This is a genomic window from Anabaena azotica FACHB-119 (assembly GCF_014697625.1).
GTDB lineage: Bacteria > Cyanobacteriota > Cyanobacteriia > Cyanobacteriales > Nostocaceae > Trichormus > Trichormus azoticus_A.
This window is the reverse complement of record NZ_JACJSG010000025.1, coordinates 43,790-61,478: the sequence shown is the minus strand read 5'-3', so window position 1 is coordinate 61,478 and position 17,689 is coordinate 43,790. Positions and strand designations below refer to the sequence as shown.

Below are 17,689 nucleotides of genomic sequence, written 5' to 3'. Positions count from 1 at the left end.
TATGGCTACAAATTATCAACGAGATGATGATCTCGATTCTCCAACAGAATTTACTGATAATATTGAAAAGAGAGAAGTTATAGGCAAGGTATTTGAAATACTTTTTTTATTAGGCTTATTAGTCGGTTTATTCGTCCTAGTATTGCTGCTTTACGACATTCTTCGAGATGGGTTAGCTAGGTTTTTAACGCCTGGGTTTTTAACCCAAACCCCTTCACGTTTTCCTGAGCAAGGTGGTATACGTCCGGCAATTATCAGCAGCATTATCTTAGGAATTGTGGTAATTTTAGTCACAGTTCCCATTGGTGTAGGAGCCGCTTTATATTTAGAAGAGTATGCAGCTCGAAATTGGTGGACAACCATTATTGAGATTAATATCAGCAACTTAGCAGGAGTACCTTCTATTGTTTATGGACTTCTGGGTTTAGGTGTTTTTAATTACTTGCTGGGGTTTGGGCCTGCTTTAATTTCTGGTGCGTTGACTCTATCTTTACTGTCTTTACCAGTAATTATTGTCACGGCTAGGGAAGCAATTCGCGCTGTTCCCAATTCCTTAAGATTTGCGTCCTACGGGTTAGGCGCTACCAAGTGGAAAACTATTAGTAGCCATGTCATACCCTATGCTGTCCCTGGTATCCTCACCGGAGTCATTATTTCTATATCCCGCGCTATTGGTGATGCAGCTTCTTTAATTGTGGTTGGTGCTGTAGGTTTTCTCACATTTAATCCTGGTTTATTCCAAAGATTCATGGCCTTACCTATTCAAATCTACAGTTACATTACTCGTCCAGAACCAGGTTTTGCTAACGCAGCAGCAGCAACAATTATTGCGTTGTTACTCTTAATTTTAGTTTTAAATGGTGTAGCCATTTATATTAGACAACGCTTCATTATCCATTAATTGGATTTTTTTATTAACCAGGGATCTATACATACTAGGAGAATTGCAAAATGCCCTATAGCAGCAACGGTAGAAGTCAATCAGATAGCGCCACAATAGAGCAAAGTAATAGTGTATTTAATGTGGAAGGAGTGAAAGTATATTATGGGGGATTGTTAGCACTTGTAGATGTCTATTTACAAATCCCTGAGAAACAAATCGTTGCTTTTATTGGGCCTTCGGGATGTGGTAAAAGTACCCTGCTACGTTGCTTCAATCGGATGAATGATTTGATTCCAGGTGCTAAGGTAGAGGGTAGGTTACATTACCGCGATCGCAATATTTACGACTCCAAAGTTAACGCGGTGAAACTACGCCGTCAAGTAGGAATGGTGTTTCAAAGACCAAATCCTTTTCCCAAATCAATCTATGAAAATATTGCCTTTGGCCCCCGTGCGAACGGTTATAAAGGGAATATTGATGAATTAGTTGAAAATTCCCTCAGACGCGCCGCTATTTGGGATGAAGTCAAAGATAAACTTAAGGAGAAAGGTACTGCATTATCTGGTGGACAACAACAACGACTCTGCATTGCCAGAGCGATCGCCATGAAACCAGATGTATTATTAATGGATGAACCCTGTTCTGCACTTGACCCTATTTCCACAAGTCAAGTAGAAGAACTCTGCCTAGAACTCAAGGAGCAATACACCATAATTATAGTAACACATAATATGCAGCAAGCCTCTAGAGTGGCAGATTGGACAGCCTTCTTCAATACAGAAATAGATGCAGGTGGTAAACGTCGCGGTAAACTAGTAGAATTTAGCCCCACTGCACAAATGTTCAACTCTCCTCACACTAAAGAAGCACAAGAATATATCAGTGGACGCTTCGGTTAATACTAATTCGCAATACCCCACTGGTATTGCGAATTGTGCATTGGTATTATCTAAGAGCGGCTAAAGTTTTACTACCGAGAACTCCGTCTGCTCTTAATCCTTTAGACTTTTGAAACTTCATTACTGCGGCGCGTGTCTTTTGATCAAAAACACCATTGATACTTGCAGTATAGAATCCTCGCTGCTTTAACAAACTTTGAGCATTTCTTACTGCTTCTCCTCTACTACCTATAGTAATGGCGCGATCGCGTCCTGCTGTACTAGACTCATCCTTGATATTAGTCTTGTGCAGAGAGTTAGCTATTTTCATTGTATGACTCGGTTGGCTAACTTGCGCCGCATGGGTAGCGGTAGTTGGATGATGGTTTTTATCCTTTGTTAAAGAGTATCCAGGTAAAGCAGTAGCTAGAGTTAGAGCAGGTACTAATGCAATTACTTTCCAATTCATATGTTTGTTCCTTTTTGAGATTAAACAATTACCAGTTTCATTTGAAGAGTCATGTTAGTTAGAGAATGTCTTAAAAGTCTGTTTGTTGCTAGCACAACCTTTGAGATTCCCCTTTTTCAGGAAGCATAGGCAATATCAATAGATGTCTAAAAACACAGCAAAATACTTCTACAACAAACTCTTATATCAAGTTCGGCTAATTACTTATAATATGGTTGTTTTGGTCGGTAATGGGTAATAGCTAATAGGTAATTGTTTTCTACCATTAGCAATTACCAATTACCAACCCCGAAGATATGATAAGTGATTAAGCGGACATGATATTAGAGCTTGTGCATTAATTAACTCTTCTTGGTAGATTCGAGTGAACCTGTAAATCAATCATGAGCTATAGCATCACACGTCTAATTGACAGCTTCATGGCAGAGTTATGACAAAGGCATGAATTATTTATTAAGGATTGTATCGGACTAATTTTGACTTTATATTGCGGCAAATATTGTAATATTTTCTCAATATTTGTATTAGTAAAGATGTTTTATACTATTTCTAAAAATGTATCTAATACATGAATCGACTGTAGGGACGCACAGATTTATATGATAAAAATATGCAGAATATAGGGTGTATCAGTACGAGAAACCCTAGCTATAAGTATGCGGTCGAAAATAAACCAAACTATATTAAGTAATGTAAGGTTATTACAATTGAGTTCGTAGTAAGGACTTTAGTCCGGGGAAAAGGACTAAAGTCCTTACTACAAACCTTGATTTATCCTAAATAAAAGGGTTTACTCAAATCTTGCACCACTCTCTTATTGACAAAATAACAGTCCCAAAAGCTTATTATGTCGTAGGGTGGGCATTGCCCACCACCTGCTTATTGAGAAGGTGCAAGATATGAATTTAAGACCCCTACTTCTATACGTACTATCAGTTTCAGTCGGGGTTTAAATCCCTGACTGTTCGCGTAGCGTGCCGTAGGCAAAATTTCTTTAATGCGCGAATTTTGAATGCGCGAATTTTGAATTGTTATTTTTCACCATATTCCATACCATTAGCCTCGGCGTAGCGGTGCATAAAGCGCATAAAGCGCTCCCAATGATCCTCACGTTCCACCTCAAATTTGCACTCTACTCCCTGCAATTCGTCCCCTTCGTCTCCGCCAAAAATAAATCTGGTGGAAGAAGGTGTAACATTTATTTCACCTTCTTCGTCAGTTAGCAGCAAAGAATTTAATGATTGTTTAGTAAAACTGTTGAATCCTTCTATGGCTTTGAGTTGGGCAAACTTCATCATCACGATGCGTTTACCTGTCCTCACCTCTCGCCGCAAACTTACATTACTTAGTTCTTCATAAATTCCTGCGAAAAACTGAATTGAGGGGCTAGTAGCTGTCATAAAGTTATTAGTCATTAGTCATTAGTCATTAGTCCATAGTCCATAGTCAACAGTCCATAGTTAGGAGGCAAGAGTAACAATTCTTTAATGCGCGAATTTTGAATGCGCGAATTTTGAATTGATTCGTCCCCAGTTCCCAAATTATCTTGGTGGGTAATATTGGGGATTCATCACTGGAGGTGTATAACCACCGTTGTTGGAGACAGGAGGCGCAATAGCTGGATTTATGGGTGTATTGGGTACAGGAGAAGTTACAGTTGGCGATGGATAACCTGTTGGCGGTAAATTACTGGTGGTGTTGCTCGGTGTCGGCTCACTCTGAGTAAACTGTTGGTAAGCAGCACGGGAAATTGAACTGATGAGTTTTTCGGCGCGGGGGTCATTATTGGGGCGTTGTACCATGACAGCGACTACATAACGCTTTCCGGTGGGAGTATCAATTAAACCTGCATCTGCCAACATAGTACCAATATCGCCAGTTTTGTGATATACTCTAGCCCCTGCACCTAAGCCGGAGGGGAGGAGATTATCGCGCTCTGTCTGACGCATAATATCCAGAATTTGATCACGCGATCGCATACTCACGAGATTCCCCTGACTCACCATCGCCATCAGATTCCCCAATTCTTTGGGACTGGTGGTGTTTGTCCCTTGTAAATCCGGCAATTGATTGCGAATAGCTGTACTAGTTAATCCCCAACTACGAAAACGCTCATTGAGTGCTTCCATACCTCCGAGTCGGGCAATCAGCATATTAGTTGCTGTGTTGTCGCTAATAGTAATCATCTTCGTGGCGACTTCTAAAGCAGCATACTGAGTGCCAACTTTTTTGTATTGAAAATTTCCTGAACCTCCAGCCACCATTTCCTGCTGCATCGTCAGCATTTCATCTAAGCGAATCTTGCCTGCATCCACATCTTGAAAGAAAGCAACCAGAATCGGGATTTTAATTGTGCTAGCGGCTGGCGAACTGCTACCTGCATTCACATCTACATAACCACCAGTCTCTAAATCTATCAAGAAGACTCCGGGGGTGAGGTTGGGATTGGCAGTAGCCAGTTCTTGCACAATAGTCTTGAGAGATGTGATTTCCTGAGTTAAGAATAAACCAGCTGCTTGATTAGGAGTAGGTTTTGCTGGAGTTGGCGCTGTATTATTAGGGTTGGATGTAGTAGAAGTGGGAGCCATGCGATTTGCAGGGTCTAACACCGACAAAACTGTACCGACGATCGCACCAATACCAACACCGATAATTAATAACCTAATACCATACAAAATCGCTCTCGCCATTGGTTTTAACCGCGTCTTGCGTGATACTCGTCTACCGAATTGGGGCGACATCGGCTGGTTGGTCACTCTTACTGTTCTGAGTTTTACATTATTAGGGTTGTAAGGGGGAATTTGACCTTTAACTGTGGGCATGGGTTTGACTGCACTGGGCATCACCAAGCCCTGCCTTGGTTTGCGCCCAGCCACAACAGGCGCAGGCACAAAATTAGGAGAACGGGCTACTAATGCCCCTCCCGTAACCCCACGCTGTTGATTTGGTAGTTTCGCTTTTTTCGGTTCTGGTTTCTGCACCTTACGCGATCGCTGGCGGCGATTGGTGGGTTGTCGCCGCGAGAAATCTCTTAGTTTGTCACCTGACTCTGACACTGCCACTCCTTGTGACTCACTCGAATTTTTTCTTGCTGACTCCCGATCCAAAACTCACGCACCTAGGCGGCTTGAACTGGGAATTAGAGGCTGGAGACTGGGGATTGGGAATTGGGGATTGGGGATTGAAAAATCAGCATTTTTATGCTTTATTTGTGGACTGTTGCAGTATAATCATCAACTGACCTCTTCCCAGTCCCTAGTCCCCAATTCCTAAATACTATTATTTTTGTGTATAGTTTAAGCCATATTCCATATTTTGGGGCTTATTTGCGTAAATTCTAGATATTGACATCCTCACCGCCCTAAAAGTGCGGTGATTCCTAAACCTCACGATTTAGGTTTCTGTTTCCTTCCCTTAAGGGTTTTTTGCAACCGCCCTTTAGACTCATGCCTATCAGGTCTTATGTTCGCTCCACAGACTGTAACGGTGTGTCCCACCGCCAAAATGTTTTTAGCCGCATTGATATCCCGGTCGTGGTGTGTTCCGCAGTTGGGACAATCCCACTGTCTGACATTCAACGGCAGTTTATCAAGAATATGCCCACAATTTCCACAGCGTTTAGAGCTAGGAAACCATCGGTCAATCTTCACCAAGGTTCGACCGTGCCAAAGAGCTTTATATTCCAGTTGTCTCACCAACTCACCCCACGCAGCGTCGCTGATGGCACGGGCAAGTTGGGGATTTTTGACCATATTCTTAACGGACATTTCCTCAACTACTATCGTTTGGTTTTCACGAATCAGTCGAGTTGTCAGTTTGTGCAAATGGTCAATTCTGGCATCAGAAATTTTAGCTTGAATCCGAGCAACTTTGAGTCTTGCTTTATCTCGGTTGCGAGAGTTTTTCTGCTTGCGACTCAAAGACTTTTGCGCTTTCCTCAACTTTTGATAGTGCTTGTCAAATGCTTTGGGGTTAGCAATTTTTTCACCCGTACTCAGAGTAACAAGACTACTCACTCCAACATCCAGACCAACAGCACTATCAACTCTTTGCAAAGTTTCATCAGTCGGCTCATTAATCCGCAAGCTGACAAACCAACGTCCAGAAGGTTCAAGTTTAACTGTGATAGTGCTAGGTTCGCAGCCCTTGGGAAGCTGTCTAGACCATTTAATAGGCAATGGTTCAGAACACTTAGCCAAATAAACTTGTCCATCCTTCCATCGGAAAGCAGACTTAGTAAACTCTGCACTACCACCGCTACGCTTGTTTTTGAAGTTAGGATATTTTGCCCTACCCGCAAAGAAATTGGTAAACGCTGTTTGCAGATGTCTCAATCCTTGTTGCAGTGGTACGCAACTAACCTCGTTCAAAAATTGAAGTTCTTCAAGCTTTTTCCACTGCGTCAACATGGCGCTTGTTTGAACGTAATCTACTCGTTGTTGCCTTTCATACCAAGCCTCTGTTCTTGCTGCCAACGCTCGGTTAAACACCAACCGCACACAGCCAATTGTCCGACGCAATATCTGTTGTTGCTCGGCAGTTGGGTAAAATCTGTAGCGGTAGGCTTTTTCCATACTTCACATTTTACCATGTTCCATGTAAAGCCGTCCTCAAAGGACGGGGTTTCTACCCATTTTTCTGATGAATTATACCAAATTCACAAATGATGTCTCTGGGCATAATTACTAATCAGAACTTAGGCAACTGGCACTTGGGGTAGGGTGCGTCAGATGTGGAAAATCCTTGAACTGACACACCCCACAGTTACTGTGATTACAAATCACGCTGGTGATTAATTGCCCATTCTACCTGCCGCAGAATTCCGCGCAGCATCGCTACTTCCTGAGTTTGCAGGTAAGCACGATTATATAGTTGACGGAATTTCTCCATTCGGCTGGTTGCTGTATGGGGATATAAATAGCCAATTTCTAGTAGTAAGGCTTCTAATTGCTGATAAAATTCTTCTACTAGTTCTATAGACGCAAATTCTTGTTTACAGGTGGTTTGAGGTTCAATTGGTACAGTGCTTTGTGCTAGTTCATAGCAGCAAATACCTACAGCACTAGCCAAATTTAAAGATAGATAATCGGGACTAGTAGGAATACGGATAAATCTTTGAGCATAGTTTAATTCTTCATTGCTTAAGCCCCTGTCTTCCCTACCAAAAATCAATGCTGAGGGTTGACCAATTTCTTCTAATAACCAAGGTAAAGCAATTTTGGGATGTTCTAGGGGTAAATCCCCATCGCTAGCACGTCCTGTAGTGGCGATCGCCCGCACACATCCATGTAAAGCTGCTGGTAAACTTGGCACTGTGACGGCAGACTCTAATATTTCTTTAGCATGGACTGCCATTCTCATCGCTTCAGGTGACAGTGGATCACATTGGGGATTAACTAATACTAGCTGTGCTAATCCAAAATTTTTCATCACTCTAGCGATCGCACCTACATTTAACGGCCCGGCTGGTTCCACCAACACAATTCTCACACCAGCCAATCCCATTATTTACCCCCCACTCTAACATCGAAAACACAATAGGACTTACGCATAAAAACGAAAAATCAAGGGTTTGGGCAAGGGTGTAGGGGTATAGGGGTATAGGGGTGTAAATCTTTAAAACCCTTACACCCTTACACCCTTACACCCTTACCCCCCTACACCCTGTCTCAACAGATAACCTTGGTGCGTAAGTCCTGCACAAGTTCAATATAGCAGTCCCAGTTCGTAGTGAGGACTTTAGTCCTCAAAAAAGTCAAACTTATGACGGGCGACAGAAATTAACCTCAAAACCTAAACTAATAAAGTTGTGTATATCGACACCATCATGAAGGTTTCTAGGCTTTTTGTGCTGTCTGTGTTTCTAACTATCACCACAGCAGCCTGTTACCAGACTAGCGCCTCACTAGAAAATTCTCCAGCACAAGAAGCATCTACACCTGCGGTGCAACTGGCACAAAATCCCACACAGGGTAAAAATCTCATCCCTACAGAAAAACTTTCACCCCAGCCTATCCGCATCAACTTACAGAATTTACCAGCACCCTTTGCAACAGATAGCGCCTCTAAATCTCCGCAAGTAGTAGCCATTCCCCAAAAACCACTGCTGAAAGTTCCAGCAGGATTTACAGTTAACGTTTTTGCTGAAAATTTGGATGCACCTCGCTGGCTGGCGTTAACTCCTAGCGGAGATGTTTTAGTGACAGAAACCAGACAAAACCGCATTCGTTTATTGCGTGATACTGATGACGATGGGGTGGCTGATGTCCGCAAAACCTTTGCTAGTGGCAAAAATGGGCTGAACATTCCCTTTGGTATGGCGTTCGCTGGTAACTCCTTCTTTTTAGGTAATACCGATGCAGTGTTACGGTTTCCTTATACTCAAGGACAAGAACAACTCACCGGCACTGGTAAAAAAATTGCTGACCTCCCTGGCGGTGGCTACAATCAGCACTGGACTCGCAATGTAGTAGCATCACCTGATGGTAAGAAGTTATATGTTTCTGTCGGTTCCCGTTCCAACGTGGATGAAGAAGAACTACCAAGGGCTTCTGTGCAGGTGATGAATTTGGACGGTTCCCAAAAGCAGACTTTTGCCTTTGGCTTACGCAACCCTGTCGGACTCGACTTTCACCCCGTGACTCAAGAACTTTATACTACGGTGAATGAACGAGATGGAATAGGTGATGATTTAGTTCCAGACTACCTCACAAGGATTCGTCAGGGAGAATTTTACGGCTGGCCTTATGCTTATTTAACACCAAAAAACCTCGACCCCCGACAGAAGAGTGGCGATAAAAGTAAACGCCCAGATTTAGCCGCCCGTACCCTGACTCCAGATGTGTTGTTTCAAGCCCATTCAGCCGCCTTGGGTGTGAAATTTTATGATGGTAAAACTTTTCCCCAAAGATATCGTCATGGGGCTTTTGTCGCTTTCCGGGGTTCTTGGAATCGCGATCGCGGTACTGGTTACAAAGTAGTATATGTTCCCTTCAATGCCCAAGGACGACCCCAAGGTTACTATGAAGACTTTCTCACCGGCTTTTTGCTTGACCCTGCTGTCCCAACCACTTGGGGGCGACCTGTAGGTTTACTCGTATTACCTGATGGTAGCCTATTAGTTACAGAGGAATCTAACAATCGCATTTACCGGATTCAGTATACAGGGGGTTAGGGACAGTGGACAGTGGACAGTGGACAGTGGAAATAACAACTGACAACTGATAACTGATAACTGATAACTGATAACTGATAACTGATAACTGATAACTGATAACTGATTATGGACTAAAATTAAGTGAGGACAGCCACTATCATCAGATAATATTTTCATAAAATATTGTGCATCTTGCTCTTGGTCTTCTCTGGTTTAAATTAGATTGCCTGAAAACATTAATATTCTTTTAGCTGAGAAGTTTAGTTATGACTCAGAGTGAAAACAACGGCCAATTAGATGCCCTGGAAGCTTCCTCACATTCAGGTTCACGTTACTGGGGTAATGTGGAAGTAATAGAAGAGGGAGAAACCTATAGAATTAGTCGCGTTGAAATCAAACCCAGACACGGCATTAAGCCCCAAATTCACTATCACCGGAATGAACATTGGGTGGTAGTTTCTGGTGTGGCTAAGGTGACTTGCGGCGAAGAGGAAATTTTGCTAGGTCGTAATCAATCAACCTATGTTCCCGCAGCAACCCTACATAAAGTAGAAAATCCAGGGTCTATCCCATTAGTAATTCTGGAAATTCAAAATGGGGAATATTTAGGCGAGGATGATACAGAACGTCCTTATGACTTAAATTTGGTCAAGCCTGCGGGGGAGAGTAAGTAGAGGGAGCAGGCGAGCAGGCGAGCAGAGGAGAATAAAAACTGTCACCTGTCACCTGTCACCTGTCACCTGTCACCTGTCACCTGTCACCTGATTAAAACCAGCCCTCTTGTTCTAAGGTTTCAATCAACTGCAAGCCACGGGGATCGCCCACGCCTAATAGTGAGGCTTTAGCGTCTTCGCGCACGCCTAAGTCTTTGTCTTCGGCAAAAGCCTGGATTAGGGCATCGATCGCTGTAGCATAAACTATATTGGAAGGCAGTTCTTTACATAATTGTCCTATTGCCCAGGCGCTATTACTCCGCACAGCTGCTACTTTATCTTGCACTAGGGCTTCAATCAGTGGTGGCATTGCGCCAACAATAGCTTCATAACCGACTCCTGCCATTTGGGCTAAGGCACTGGCAGACCAAAGACGCACGGCGGAAATATCGGTTCTTAAGGCATCAGCTAAGGGTGCTAGACAACGGCGATCGCGGCAATTACCCAAAGCCCAAACAACGCCTTTCCTGACATAGCCATTCCAATCTCGATACAGTTGGGCAATTAGCGGTTCAACTGCATCGGCGCTAGGGTTGCGTCCAATGCCATAGGATGCACTTACTCGCACCAAAGGACAGTTGTCACTCAACAGGCGAATTAAAAGCGGGGTAGCCCGTGAGTCTTCAATATCACAAAAAGCACGGGCAGCCAGCATCCTTTTTTGTGGTTGGGGATTTTCTAGGAGGGCTAGCATTTCATCTGGGTCAGGCTTTGGTATTTCTGACTCAGCCGTGATGGGTTCTATCTTATCTAAGGGGCTTTCTAACTCCTCCTCGATATCGAGTAGGCTTAGGTCTTCTTCGTCATACATATTTCTATTGCACGCGCAAGTGAGGTTTCGAGAAACCCCCCGTGCTAATTATTTAAAGCTTTATTTTTATTGATTAAATCATTGTACACTTTCTGATCCATCTCATACGCGAGAATTGAAAATTGACTGGAAACAGCATTGACTCCTGATTTACACGGATGCTTTATAAGCACAATAGTAGGAGGGTGCGTCAGATGTGGAAAATCTTTGAATATGTAGGAAATTATTGGGGCTGACGCACCCTACAGTTAGTTTGATGATGACAATTGCGTAAGTAATAACATGGTTGAATAAGTATATATTATATTTTTTTATTGAAAAAATACGTAGTTTTCCTAAAATACACATTCCTTAACCAAATTTTAAAATAAAAGACTGTGTTCTCACTGTACAAACTGCATTAGTATTTTTACTAAACTCATTACATTCATAAAGCCAATGAAATTTTACACAATACTCTTGCCTACTGGACTGGCTGTGAGTACTGTCTTAGCTGTTTCTCACTCTGCCCAAGCGGCCAGTTTCACAACGAACTTTACCCCAAACCCTGCTGATCCTAAGAAGGACATTTTCTTGGAGTCTATTACGCAGAATGGAGTCAGGTTGACCAATTTTAACTACGTCAATGGGGCTAACATAGTCAGGAATAAAGGCATCACTAATAGGTCTTTTGGTGCAGCTAGTACCGATAGAGGCGATGAAGCTACAAATCCTGATGGTCTTTCTCCAAAAGAAAATTTAGTAGCTGGAAACGCTGCTGATGGGAAAGCAGTTGCCACATACTTAGGTAACAACAACTTAAACAATATTATTGACACTGAAGACGATGGTTTCTTTACGCTTGATCTAACATTTACAGATCAAATTGTAGCCAACTCTAATGGGACAGATAGCCTATTCTTTTGGGAACGCGGTGGTAATGCCGATCTCGTAGTTCAAGCACTGGATAATAGTGGCAATCTTATCGGTCGTAGTTTTAGAATTACCCGTAACCGATGGACTTCTGCTGGCTTTAGCATCGATACGACAGAAACAACTGGCGCTCAACCTGTAGGTTCGTATGGGGTAAGTTTTGCAGATTTAGGATTGAATAGCAGTTCAGTTATTAGCGGTATCAGATTAATATCTGAAAGTAACTATAGAGGGCCTGATTTCAAAGTGATTGCTGCTAGTGCTGCTGTATCTGAGCCTGCTACTATTCTAGGGTTAGGTTCAATAGCCGCACTTGCTTTAGTGCGCCGTCGTCAAATCAGAAAAAAGTCTCTTTGGAAATCATCTTTTTAATTATTGCCAACAGCATATGACGGCTGATGTGAGTTGGAGACTGAAATACAACAGTCTCGTTGACTCAGATGTAAACCGAAGATGTTCATATCTTGCACCTTTTCAATAAGCAAGTGGAAATGCTCACCCTACGAAATCGCAAGGGTTTTAAGCTAAGATTTTCGAGTGGAAGAGAATGGTGCAAGATATAACGATGCAAACCTTTGATATTGTTGGGTAATTTTTAACTCACACAAAGCGTATATCATCAGGACTTACGCATGAAGACGAAAAATCAAGGATTTTGTCAGAGGTGTTCAAAGCCTTGCCCTCTATACACTTATATCCCTACACCCAGTCTTAACAGACAATCTTGATGCGTAAGTTCTGATGATTTTTAATCACCACTAATAGGCTTGACCATCCAGAGAGACTGAGTTTGATAACCTAAGTGATTGTATAAATTTAAAGCGATCGCGTTGGATTGAAATACCTGTAATCCAATTTGCCGATCGCCTCTTTTTTTTGCCCAATTTTCTGCACAGTCCATCAAGGCTGTCGCAATACCACGCCGTCGATGTTCGGGTACGACATACAGTAGAAAGATATGAGCGTGGCGATCGCCTTTTATTTGGTCTATAGCGTTTCCCATCCATAGACAGGCTACGGGAGATGAGGGGGATGAGGGAGATGAGGGGGATGAGGGAGAATATTTATTAGTTTCTCCCCCTACTCCCCCTACTCCCCCTACTCCCCCTACTCCCCAGTCCCCACCCAGTCCATCAACAAAATCGACCCACCACAAAGGCGTATCTTGAGAGAAGTATTGCTCAACGGTGGTTGCTAGGTGAGCAAAGTCTGTTTGTTCGGGAAATAACTCTTGGTAGGTGCGTTGGATGAATTTGACAAGTTGCGATCGCTCCAAGCTTGAGCCTCGCCGAATGGAATAGCCTGGTATAGTCATTGGTCATTAGTCATTAGTCATTAGTCCATAGGAAGGGCAAAGGGGAAAGGCTTTTCCTTTTCTTCACCTTTTCCCCAGTCCCCAGTCCCTAGCCCCTCTTGAGAATGACACCAACTTCTTCAATAGGTGCTGGTGCAGCCATATCTGAGGGTAAAAAGATGCGGGCGCTGACTGCTACTAGGGCAAAGATGAATACTAGTACGACTAGTAAGGGTGCGATGTACTGTCTGAATATAGCCATATTTTGATTTGTTGTTAGATCAGGCTGTTTTGCACAACCTTAGCAAAGATTTGTAAATTTTCCTTAAGTTAATCTTAGCGATATTTATAGCAGTAGGCACATAAGTTAGGACATAGATAAATCATCAAATCCTTATACCCAGAAGCTTTTGAACCTGTCACCTGCTATAAGCATGACAAACCAGAGTTTAGCGGGTATCCCGGTCTAGGTCATCAAGCACTCTCTCGCAATACCAATTTTCTGGCATTCCGGGATAGTTTTGCTTGGCTTGGTCAATTAACCGTTCTGCTGCTGCTACATCCCCGTTTAATCGGGAAATAAGTTTGTTTTTGAGATGATTTTCTGGTGTTGTTGGTGTTTGTTCTTCTAATCTGGTAGGCATTTGGGCTGGTATTACCTGTGTCTGTCCTCGCTTCAGTTGCCAGAACAGGACATAGTAGAGAGTGCCGAAAATTAGAATTAAGCTAATTGTTCCGAAAAAAGTTAGCAGGTTAAACGCTAAATAACCTAGAACTAACTGTGAAAGAACATAGCCTAGTAACAAGCCCGTGAGTAGGAGAATAAATGTACCGACGATAATCACTACTTGGTTTCCCATACATCCTCTTCATCAAGTCCTGGTCTATTTACTGCCACTAGTTTAGGGTTCCAAGGGGCAACAAAGGGCAAAAGCAGCAAGCCAGGTATTGCTGCTGCTAGGGTGAGCAAGAAAAATACAGGCCAGCCTGTAGCTTTTGCCCAATCACCAGCCGGTGCGGATAAAACGTCTCTACTAATAGCCATTAAGCTAGAGAATAAAGCGAATTGAGTGGTAGTAAAGCGATGGTTACAAAGATTCATCAAGAATGCGACTGTAGCAACTGTCACTAATCCCGCACTGAAGTTTTCGATATTCACTGCCAAGATGAGAAGTGAATAATTTTTGCCAGCAACCGCTAGTGCATAATAACCTAAGTTACTGAGTAATTGAAGGATACCAAAGACCCATAAACTACGATTGAGGTGGATTTTGGTCATAATTACGCCACCAGCCAATACACCAACAGTTGTGGCGATAAAGCCCATACCAGACTGAATTGTACCAATTTCCGTTTTGGTAAATTGGATCTCTCGCAGAAACAAATTCGCTGTAATGCCTACTAAGGAGTCACCTAATTTATAAAGGATAATGAAAATTAAGATGATAGTAGCTTGAGTTAACCCAAATCTGTGAAAAAATTCTTTAAAGGGTAGAAAAATAGCGGCTTGTAAATTTTGGGGAGGACTATTTTCTGTGACTTCATCTAATAGTTCTGTAGGTAATAATAAAGATGTAACAATCCAAGCTATGATTAAACCCGCTAACACCGAGTAAAATACAGGCAGAGCAATATAAGCAGTAAAGACACCTGCAATTAATCCAGCTACTAATGATGTGATCACCAGGATAAAAATGACATCTTTGAGAGATAAAGGTGAATATTTTTGATTTTCGTTGCGGCTTTGTGGTTCTTGAGGAGACCACAAAGTTACCAAGATGCTCCCAGCCATTAAAACAGCCATCAATAAGTAAATAACGTTCCAAGGGATGCGTTCAGCTAAAACGAAAGCGAGGGAACTGGTGATAAACAAGGCTACGCGATAGCCTAATACCCAAACTGATGCACCTGGTTCGGCTTCGAGTGGGTTTAAGATGTCGGTACGGTAAGCATCTCCGGCGATGTCTTGGGTAGCGCTTAAAAAAGTGATGACGAGACAGTTGATTGCTAGAATTTGTAATACTTGGTCACTTTGGGCGGGTTGTTGCAATGCTAGGGTGGCGATCGCTATTGTTAATCCAATTTGAGTAAACAGTAGCCAACCTCGTCTTGCACCCAATAGTGGCGGCACAAATCTATCTAATAAAGGCGACCACAAAAATTTCAGGGAATAAGGCAATGCTAACAAGCCAAATAAGGTGATTTTGCCAATATCTACTTTGGCATCCTGCATCCATAGCTGTAATGTTCTACTTGTTAAGAATAAAGGCAACCCAGAAGCAAAGCCTAGCAGTAGTAGCGCACCCATTTTGCGACTTTGAAAGGCTTGTCGCATTGCTTGAATTTCGTTCATTGTTTAATTTTTTCCTTTTCATTTGAACAAATTGCTGTTATATTGCCATAGCTGTTGTATGGTTTTATCATTTACGCCACAGATTATGTTTAATCTTCCCAATCCTCAAGCTGTAATCCCTTCACTCGACTAAACTCCCTGGTATTGTGCGTTACTAATATAAAATTTCTGGCTATTGCACTGGCTGCAATTTGCAAATCATAGGGGCCGATTGGTGTACCAATAGCAGCTAAATCAGCACGAATTTTCCCAGCTATCATCGCCGATGCTGAGTCCAAAAAACATATATTAAATTGGCTAAAAAACCGTTGTAATATTTCTAAGTTTCTCTCTGTTTGTAAACTACGATAAGCACCATAATAAAGTTCTAATTGAGTTATAGCTGAAATTAAAATATCCTCTGGCTTTTTGTCGGCAAGACGGTTAATCACCGCAGGGCTACTATTATTGATTAAACGAATACAAACATTAGTATCAAGAAGATAAGTCAAAATATCTGCTCCCTATTGTCGTATTCTTCTTGTTGTGTTCGTTCTAGCGGTTCGCCTACCCAACCACCAATCACTTCTTCAAAAAAACCAGGCATCCAACCTCGTTTCTGTGGCGAAACTTCTTGAATGGTAACTGTCACTTCGATTTCTGTATTTGTCATTTCTACAGGAATATCAAGATGTAAAATCCCATCTGCACCTACATGAGAACGTATATTAATACTTTGCATAGTTGTTTATCCTCTAAATCGTTATCAGCCTTTTCTTAACTTTCCTTAATTAAATAAACTTCATGTCCCCTAATTTCTACACCATGAGCTGCAAGACATTTTTCCCAACCTGCACGAGTACCGATTTCGCTTTTTTGCTTGAGCAGTCCTAATTGCTGTTCTTGTTGGGTGAGTTTAGCAAATTGTTCATATCGTGGGTAGCTGCTGGTAACAAAAGTTTCTTTACGATGCAGCACGGGGGGGTTAGCTCGATTACTATAGTCGCGGTGAGTTACATACAAGGTTTTTAAGTCAATTGTGATACTGGCTTTTAAAGACGGGTGGGGGTCTGTGTCGAAATCTGGATAAAATAGGTAGGATATTTGCGGTTGGTCGGTGTAATATTTAATGAGGGTGGCTCCATCTACACGCCCAATGGTACGGCTAGCGCAGCCTTCGTATATTCGCAGTAGGGGGTCGAGGGAGGCTAGGGCGGAAACGTGGACATACAAAGCGCCGCGTGTGTGTTTGCCGATTTTGCTTTTTTCGCAAGCTGTTTGCACAACTCCTGGTCTACCTAAACTAAAGAGTTTTTGGTCGGCGACTTCGCAAGCTTCCTCGTAGCTACCAAAGAAAGCTTTGATGTCATGGCGCATTTCGGGGGCGAGTTGGGAGAATTTGGGACGTTGGTCAAAGTGGGTGAGGGCAAGGTAAACTTGGATATCTAAAGAACGACGATAGGCGATCGCATCCCATTCTGCCTCATCGGTGGCTTGGAGGACAACTGCGAAAGCCCGGCGGAAGTTGCCAAATTCACCCAGTAACTCTTGTTCGTTGGCTAATTCTCCTTTAACTGGCAGTCTACCGCGCTTGGTGAAAAATGCCATCAGGGGCGCAAGTTGTTCTTGATAGTCTTCAAACCGCTTTGTGGGGATGCGGACTCGCGGTGTAGCGGTGCGAGAAAAGAAGCGGATGGCTTTGAAGCTTTCTTTTTCGGCTTCATCCCGGAAAACGAAGTAAACCCCAAGGGCAACGGGGACAGCATCAACTTTTAAAACTTCATCAATATATTTTTTCAGTTCTGCTTGTTCGTAATATTTTTGAAAGGTATTACGGCTAGTGACAATACCATCACTGTAAGCGAGTTGTGCCTTACTGGGGGCGTTAATTAATACTTGAGCAGCCACAATTAAAACATTGCGCGTCAGTTCCCAGGCTTGGATGAGACTTTGACGGCGTTCTTCTTGGTCTTCGATGACGTTGAGGACGTAACCTAAATTGACCACATCGGCGGGGGTAATGGGTTCGTTGGGATAGTAGTAAGGGTCCCAACCGGCGCTGGTGTAGCCAAGGTTAGCTACACGCTGGACATCACCACCGTAACCACAGCCGTAGTCAAAAAATGTCTTGTCTGGGTTAAGAATAGCCCATTCTATAGCTAATCTTACAGGACGAGAGATTTCAGTGCGAGCGATCGCAGCTCGATGACGCTCGATTTCTAACGCTTCAGACATAAGATT

Annotated in this window: 18 protein-coding genes; 5 read left to right on the top strand and 13 right to left on the bottom strand. The window is 42.7% G+C overall.

Annotated features, from left to right (window positions below):
• Position 1 precedes the first annotated feature (1 nt).
• Both pstA and pstB read left to right on the top strand, forming a co-directional pair.
• On the top strand, positions 2–901 hold the full coding sequence (gene pstA, locus H6G83_RS18455; protein WP_190474942.1) for a phosphate ABC transporter permease PstA: 900 nt from the start codon (positions 2–4) through the stop codon (positions 899–901).
• A 50-nt stretch (positions 902–951) separates the two neighbouring features.
• Positions 952–1,782 (top strand): phosphate ABC transporter ATP-binding protein PstB, encoded by an 831-nt coding sequence (gene pstB, locus H6G83_RS18450; RefSeq protein WP_190474940.1) that lies wholly within the window; start codon positions 952–954, stop codon positions 1,780–1,782.
• 46 nt (positions 1,783–1,828) lie between these two features.
• Here pstB and H6G83_RS18445 read toward each other — a convergent pair whose 3' ends face one another.
• The 5 genes from H6G83_RS18445 to H6G83_RS18425 all read right to left on the bottom strand — a co-directional run bounded on the left by H6G83_RS18445 (position 1,829) and on the right by H6G83_RS18425 (position 7,735).
• Positions 1,829–2,230 (bottom strand): peptidoglycan-binding domain-containing protein, encoded by a 402-nt coding sequence (locus tag H6G83_RS18445; RefSeq protein ID WP_190474938.1) that lies wholly within the window; start codon positions 2,228–2,230, stop codon positions 1,829–1,831.
• 1,031 nt (positions 2,231–3,261) lie between these two features.
• Positions 3,262–3,630, bottom strand: a complete 369-nt coding sequence (psb28, locus tag H6G83_RS18440) for a photosystem II reaction center protein Psb28 (protein ID WP_190475026.1) — start codon at positions 3,628–3,630, stop codon at positions 3,262–3,264.
• Between the two features lie 141 nt (positions 3,631–3,771).
• A complete protein-coding gene (locus H6G83_RS18435; protein ID WP_190474936.1) occupies positions 3,772–5,286 on the bottom strand; it encodes a serine hydrolase in 1,515 nt (504 codons plus the stop codon).
• A 330-nt stretch (positions 5,287–5,616) separates the two neighbouring features.
• A complete protein-coding gene (locus tag H6G83_RS18430) occupies positions 5,617–6,804 on the bottom strand; it encodes an RNA-guided endonuclease InsQ/TnpB family protein (RefSeq protein ID WP_190474934.1) in 1,188 nt (395 codons plus the stop codon).
• A gap of 199 nt (positions 6,805–7,003) precedes the next feature.
• Positions 7,004–7,735 (bottom strand): RNA methyltransferase, encoded by a 732-nt coding sequence (locus H6G83_RS18425; RefSeq protein ID WP_190474931.1) that lies wholly within the window; start codon positions 7,733–7,735, stop codon positions 7,004–7,006.
• 322 nt (positions 7,736–8,057) lie between these two features.
• Between H6G83_RS18425 and H6G83_RS18420 the strand changes: the two genes are divergently transcribed.
• Both H6G83_RS18420 and H6G83_RS18415 read left to right on the top strand, forming a co-directional pair.
• Positions 8,058–9,404: a PQQ-dependent sugar dehydrogenase gene (locus H6G83_RS18420; protein WP_190475024.1), complete on the top strand. Its 1,347-nt coding sequence runs from the start codon at positions 8,058–8,060 to the stop codon at positions 9,402–9,404.
• Positions 9,405–9,652: 248 nt separating this feature from the next.
• The gene (locus H6G83_RS18415) at positions 9,653–10,060 is read left to right on the top strand and encodes a phosphomannose isomerase type II C-terminal cupin domain (RefSeq protein ID WP_190474929.1); all 408 of its coding nucleotides are present in this window, start codon (positions 9,653–9,655) and stop codon (positions 10,058–10,060) included.
• Between the two features lie 91 nt (positions 10,061–10,151).
• Here H6G83_RS18415 and H6G83_RS18410 read toward each other — a convergent pair whose 3' ends face one another.
• Complete coding sequence (locus H6G83_RS18410) at positions 10,152–10,910, bottom strand: HEAT repeat domain-containing protein (RefSeq protein WP_190474927.1); 759 nt, start codon at positions 10,908–10,910, stop codon at positions 10,152–10,154.
• 438 nt (positions 10,911–11,348) lie between these two features.
• On the opposite strand from H6G83_RS18410, the gene H6G83_RS18405 reads away from it, so the two are divergent.
• The gene (locus tag H6G83_RS18405) at positions 11,349–12,194 is read left to right on the top strand and encodes an exosortase-dependent surface protein XDP2 (RefSeq protein WP_190474925.1); all 846 of its coding nucleotides are present in this window, start codon (positions 11,349–11,351) and stop codon (positions 12,192–12,194) included.
• Positions 12,195–12,570: 376 nt separating this feature from the next.
• On the opposite strand, the gene H6G83_RS18400 is transcribed toward H6G83_RS18405, so the two are convergent.
• From H6G83_RS18400 to H6G83_RS18370, 7 genes are all read right to left on the bottom strand, one after another.
• Entirely contained in the window at positions 12,571–13,137 is a 567-nt protein-coding gene (locus tag H6G83_RS18400; RefSeq protein WP_190474924.1) for a GNAT family N-acetyltransferase, read from the bottom strand.
• An 88-nt stretch (positions 13,138–13,225) separates the two neighbouring features.
• Entirely contained in the window at positions 13,226–13,378 is a 153-nt protein-coding gene (locus H6G83_RS18395) for a hypothetical protein (RefSeq protein ID WP_190474922.1), read from the bottom strand.
• A gap of 187 nt (positions 13,379–13,565) precedes the next feature.
• The gene (locus H6G83_RS18390; RefSeq protein WP_190474920.1) at positions 13,566–13,976 is read right to left on the bottom strand and encodes an ABC transporter permease; all 411 of its coding nucleotides are present in this window, start codon (positions 13,974–13,976) and stop codon (positions 13,566–13,568) included.
• Entirely contained in the window at positions 13,961–15,469 is a 1,509-nt protein-coding gene (locus tag H6G83_RS18385; protein WP_190474918.1) for an AmpG family muropeptide MFS transporter, read from the bottom strand. Before H6G83_RS18385 ends, H6G83_RS18390 begins: the two co-directional genes overlap by 16 nt.
• 89 nt (positions 15,470–15,558) lie before the next feature.
• Positions 15,559–15,960 carry a type II toxin-antitoxin system tRNA(fMet)-specific endonuclease VapC gene (gene vapC / locus H6G83_RS18380; protein ID WP_190474916.1) on the bottom strand — a complete coding sequence of 134 codons (402 nt, stop codon included), beginning with the start codon at positions 15,958–15,960 and terminating at the stop codon, positions 15,559–15,561.
• The gene (locus H6G83_RS18375; protein WP_190474914.1) at positions 15,957–16,190 is read right to left on the bottom strand and encodes a hypothetical protein; all 234 of its coding nucleotides are present in this window, start codon (positions 16,188–16,190) and stop codon (positions 15,957–15,959) included. The genes vapC and H6G83_RS18375 overlap by 4 nt, the downstream gene beginning before the upstream one ends.
• Before the next feature lie 35 nt (positions 16,191–16,225).
• Positions 16,226–17,683, bottom strand: coding sequence for a DNA phosphorothioation-associated putative methyltransferase (locus H6G83_RS18370; RefSeq protein ID WP_190474912.1), 1,458 nt, complete (start codon positions 17,681–17,683; stop codon positions 16,226–16,228).
• Between the last annotated feature and the right edge of the window lie 6 nt (positions 17,684–17,689).

Bases quoted from the DNA above. Each gene is read 5' to 3' on its own strand.
- pstA (WP_190474942.1), top strand. From the start codon at position 2: ATGGCTACAAATTATCAACGAGATGATGATCTCGATTCTCCAACAGAA.
- pstB (WP_190474940.1), top strand. From the start codon at position 952: ATGCCCTATAGCAGCAACGGTAGAAGTCAATCAGATAGCGCCACAATA.
- H6G83_RS18445 (WP_190474938.1), bottom strand. From the start codon at position 2,230: ATGAATTGGAAAGTAATTGCATTAGTACCTGCTCTAACTCTAGCTACT.
- psb28 (WP_190475026.1), bottom strand. From the start codon at position 3,630: ATGACAGCTACTAGCCCCTCAATTCAGTTTTTCGCAGGAATTTATGAA.
- H6G83_RS18430 (WP_190474934.1), bottom strand. From the start codon at position 6,804: ATGGAAAAAGCCTACCGCTACAGATTTTACCCAACTGCCGAGCAACAA.
- H6G83_RS18425 (WP_190474931.1), bottom strand. From the start codon at position 7,735: ATGGGATTGGCTGGTGTGAGAATTGTGTTGGTGGAACCAGCCGGGCCG.
- H6G83_RS18420 (WP_190475024.1), top strand. From the start codon at position 8,058: ATGAAGGTTTCTAGGCTTTTTGTGCTGTCTGTGTTTCTAACTATCACC.
- H6G83_RS18415 (WP_190474929.1), top strand. From the start codon at position 9,653: ATGACTCAGAGTGAAAACAACGGCCAATTAGATGCCCTGGAAGCTTCC.
- H6G83_RS18410 (WP_190474927.1), bottom strand. From the start codon at position 10,910: ATGTATGACGAAGAAGACCTAAGCCTACTCGATATCGAGGAGGAGTTA.
- H6G83_RS18405 (WP_190474925.1), top strand. From the start codon at position 11,349: ATGAAATTTTACACAATACTCTTGCCTACTGGACTGGCTGTGAGTACT.
- H6G83_RS18400 (WP_190474924.1), bottom strand. From the start codon at position 13,137: ATGACTATACCAGGCTATTCCATTCGGCGAGGCTCAAGCTTGGAGCGA.
- H6G83_RS18395 (WP_190474922.1), bottom strand. From the start codon at position 13,378: ATGGCTATATTCAGACAGTACATCGCACCCTTACTAGTCGTACTAGTA.
- H6G83_RS18390 (WP_190474920.1), bottom strand. From the start codon at position 13,976: ATGGGAAACCAAGTAGTGATTATCGTCGGTACATTTATTCTCCTACTC.
- H6G83_RS18385 (WP_190474918.1), bottom strand. From the start codon at position 15,469: ATGAACGAAATTCAAGCAATGCGACAAGCCTTTCAAAGTCGCAAAATG.
- H6G83_RS18375 (WP_190474914.1), bottom strand. From the start codon at position 16,190: ATGCAAAGTATTAATATACGTTCTCATGTAGGTGCAGATGGGATTTTA.
- H6G83_RS18370 (WP_190474912.1), bottom strand. From the start codon at position 17,683: ATGTCTGAAGCGTTAGAAATCGAGCGTCATCGAGCTGCGATCGCTCGC.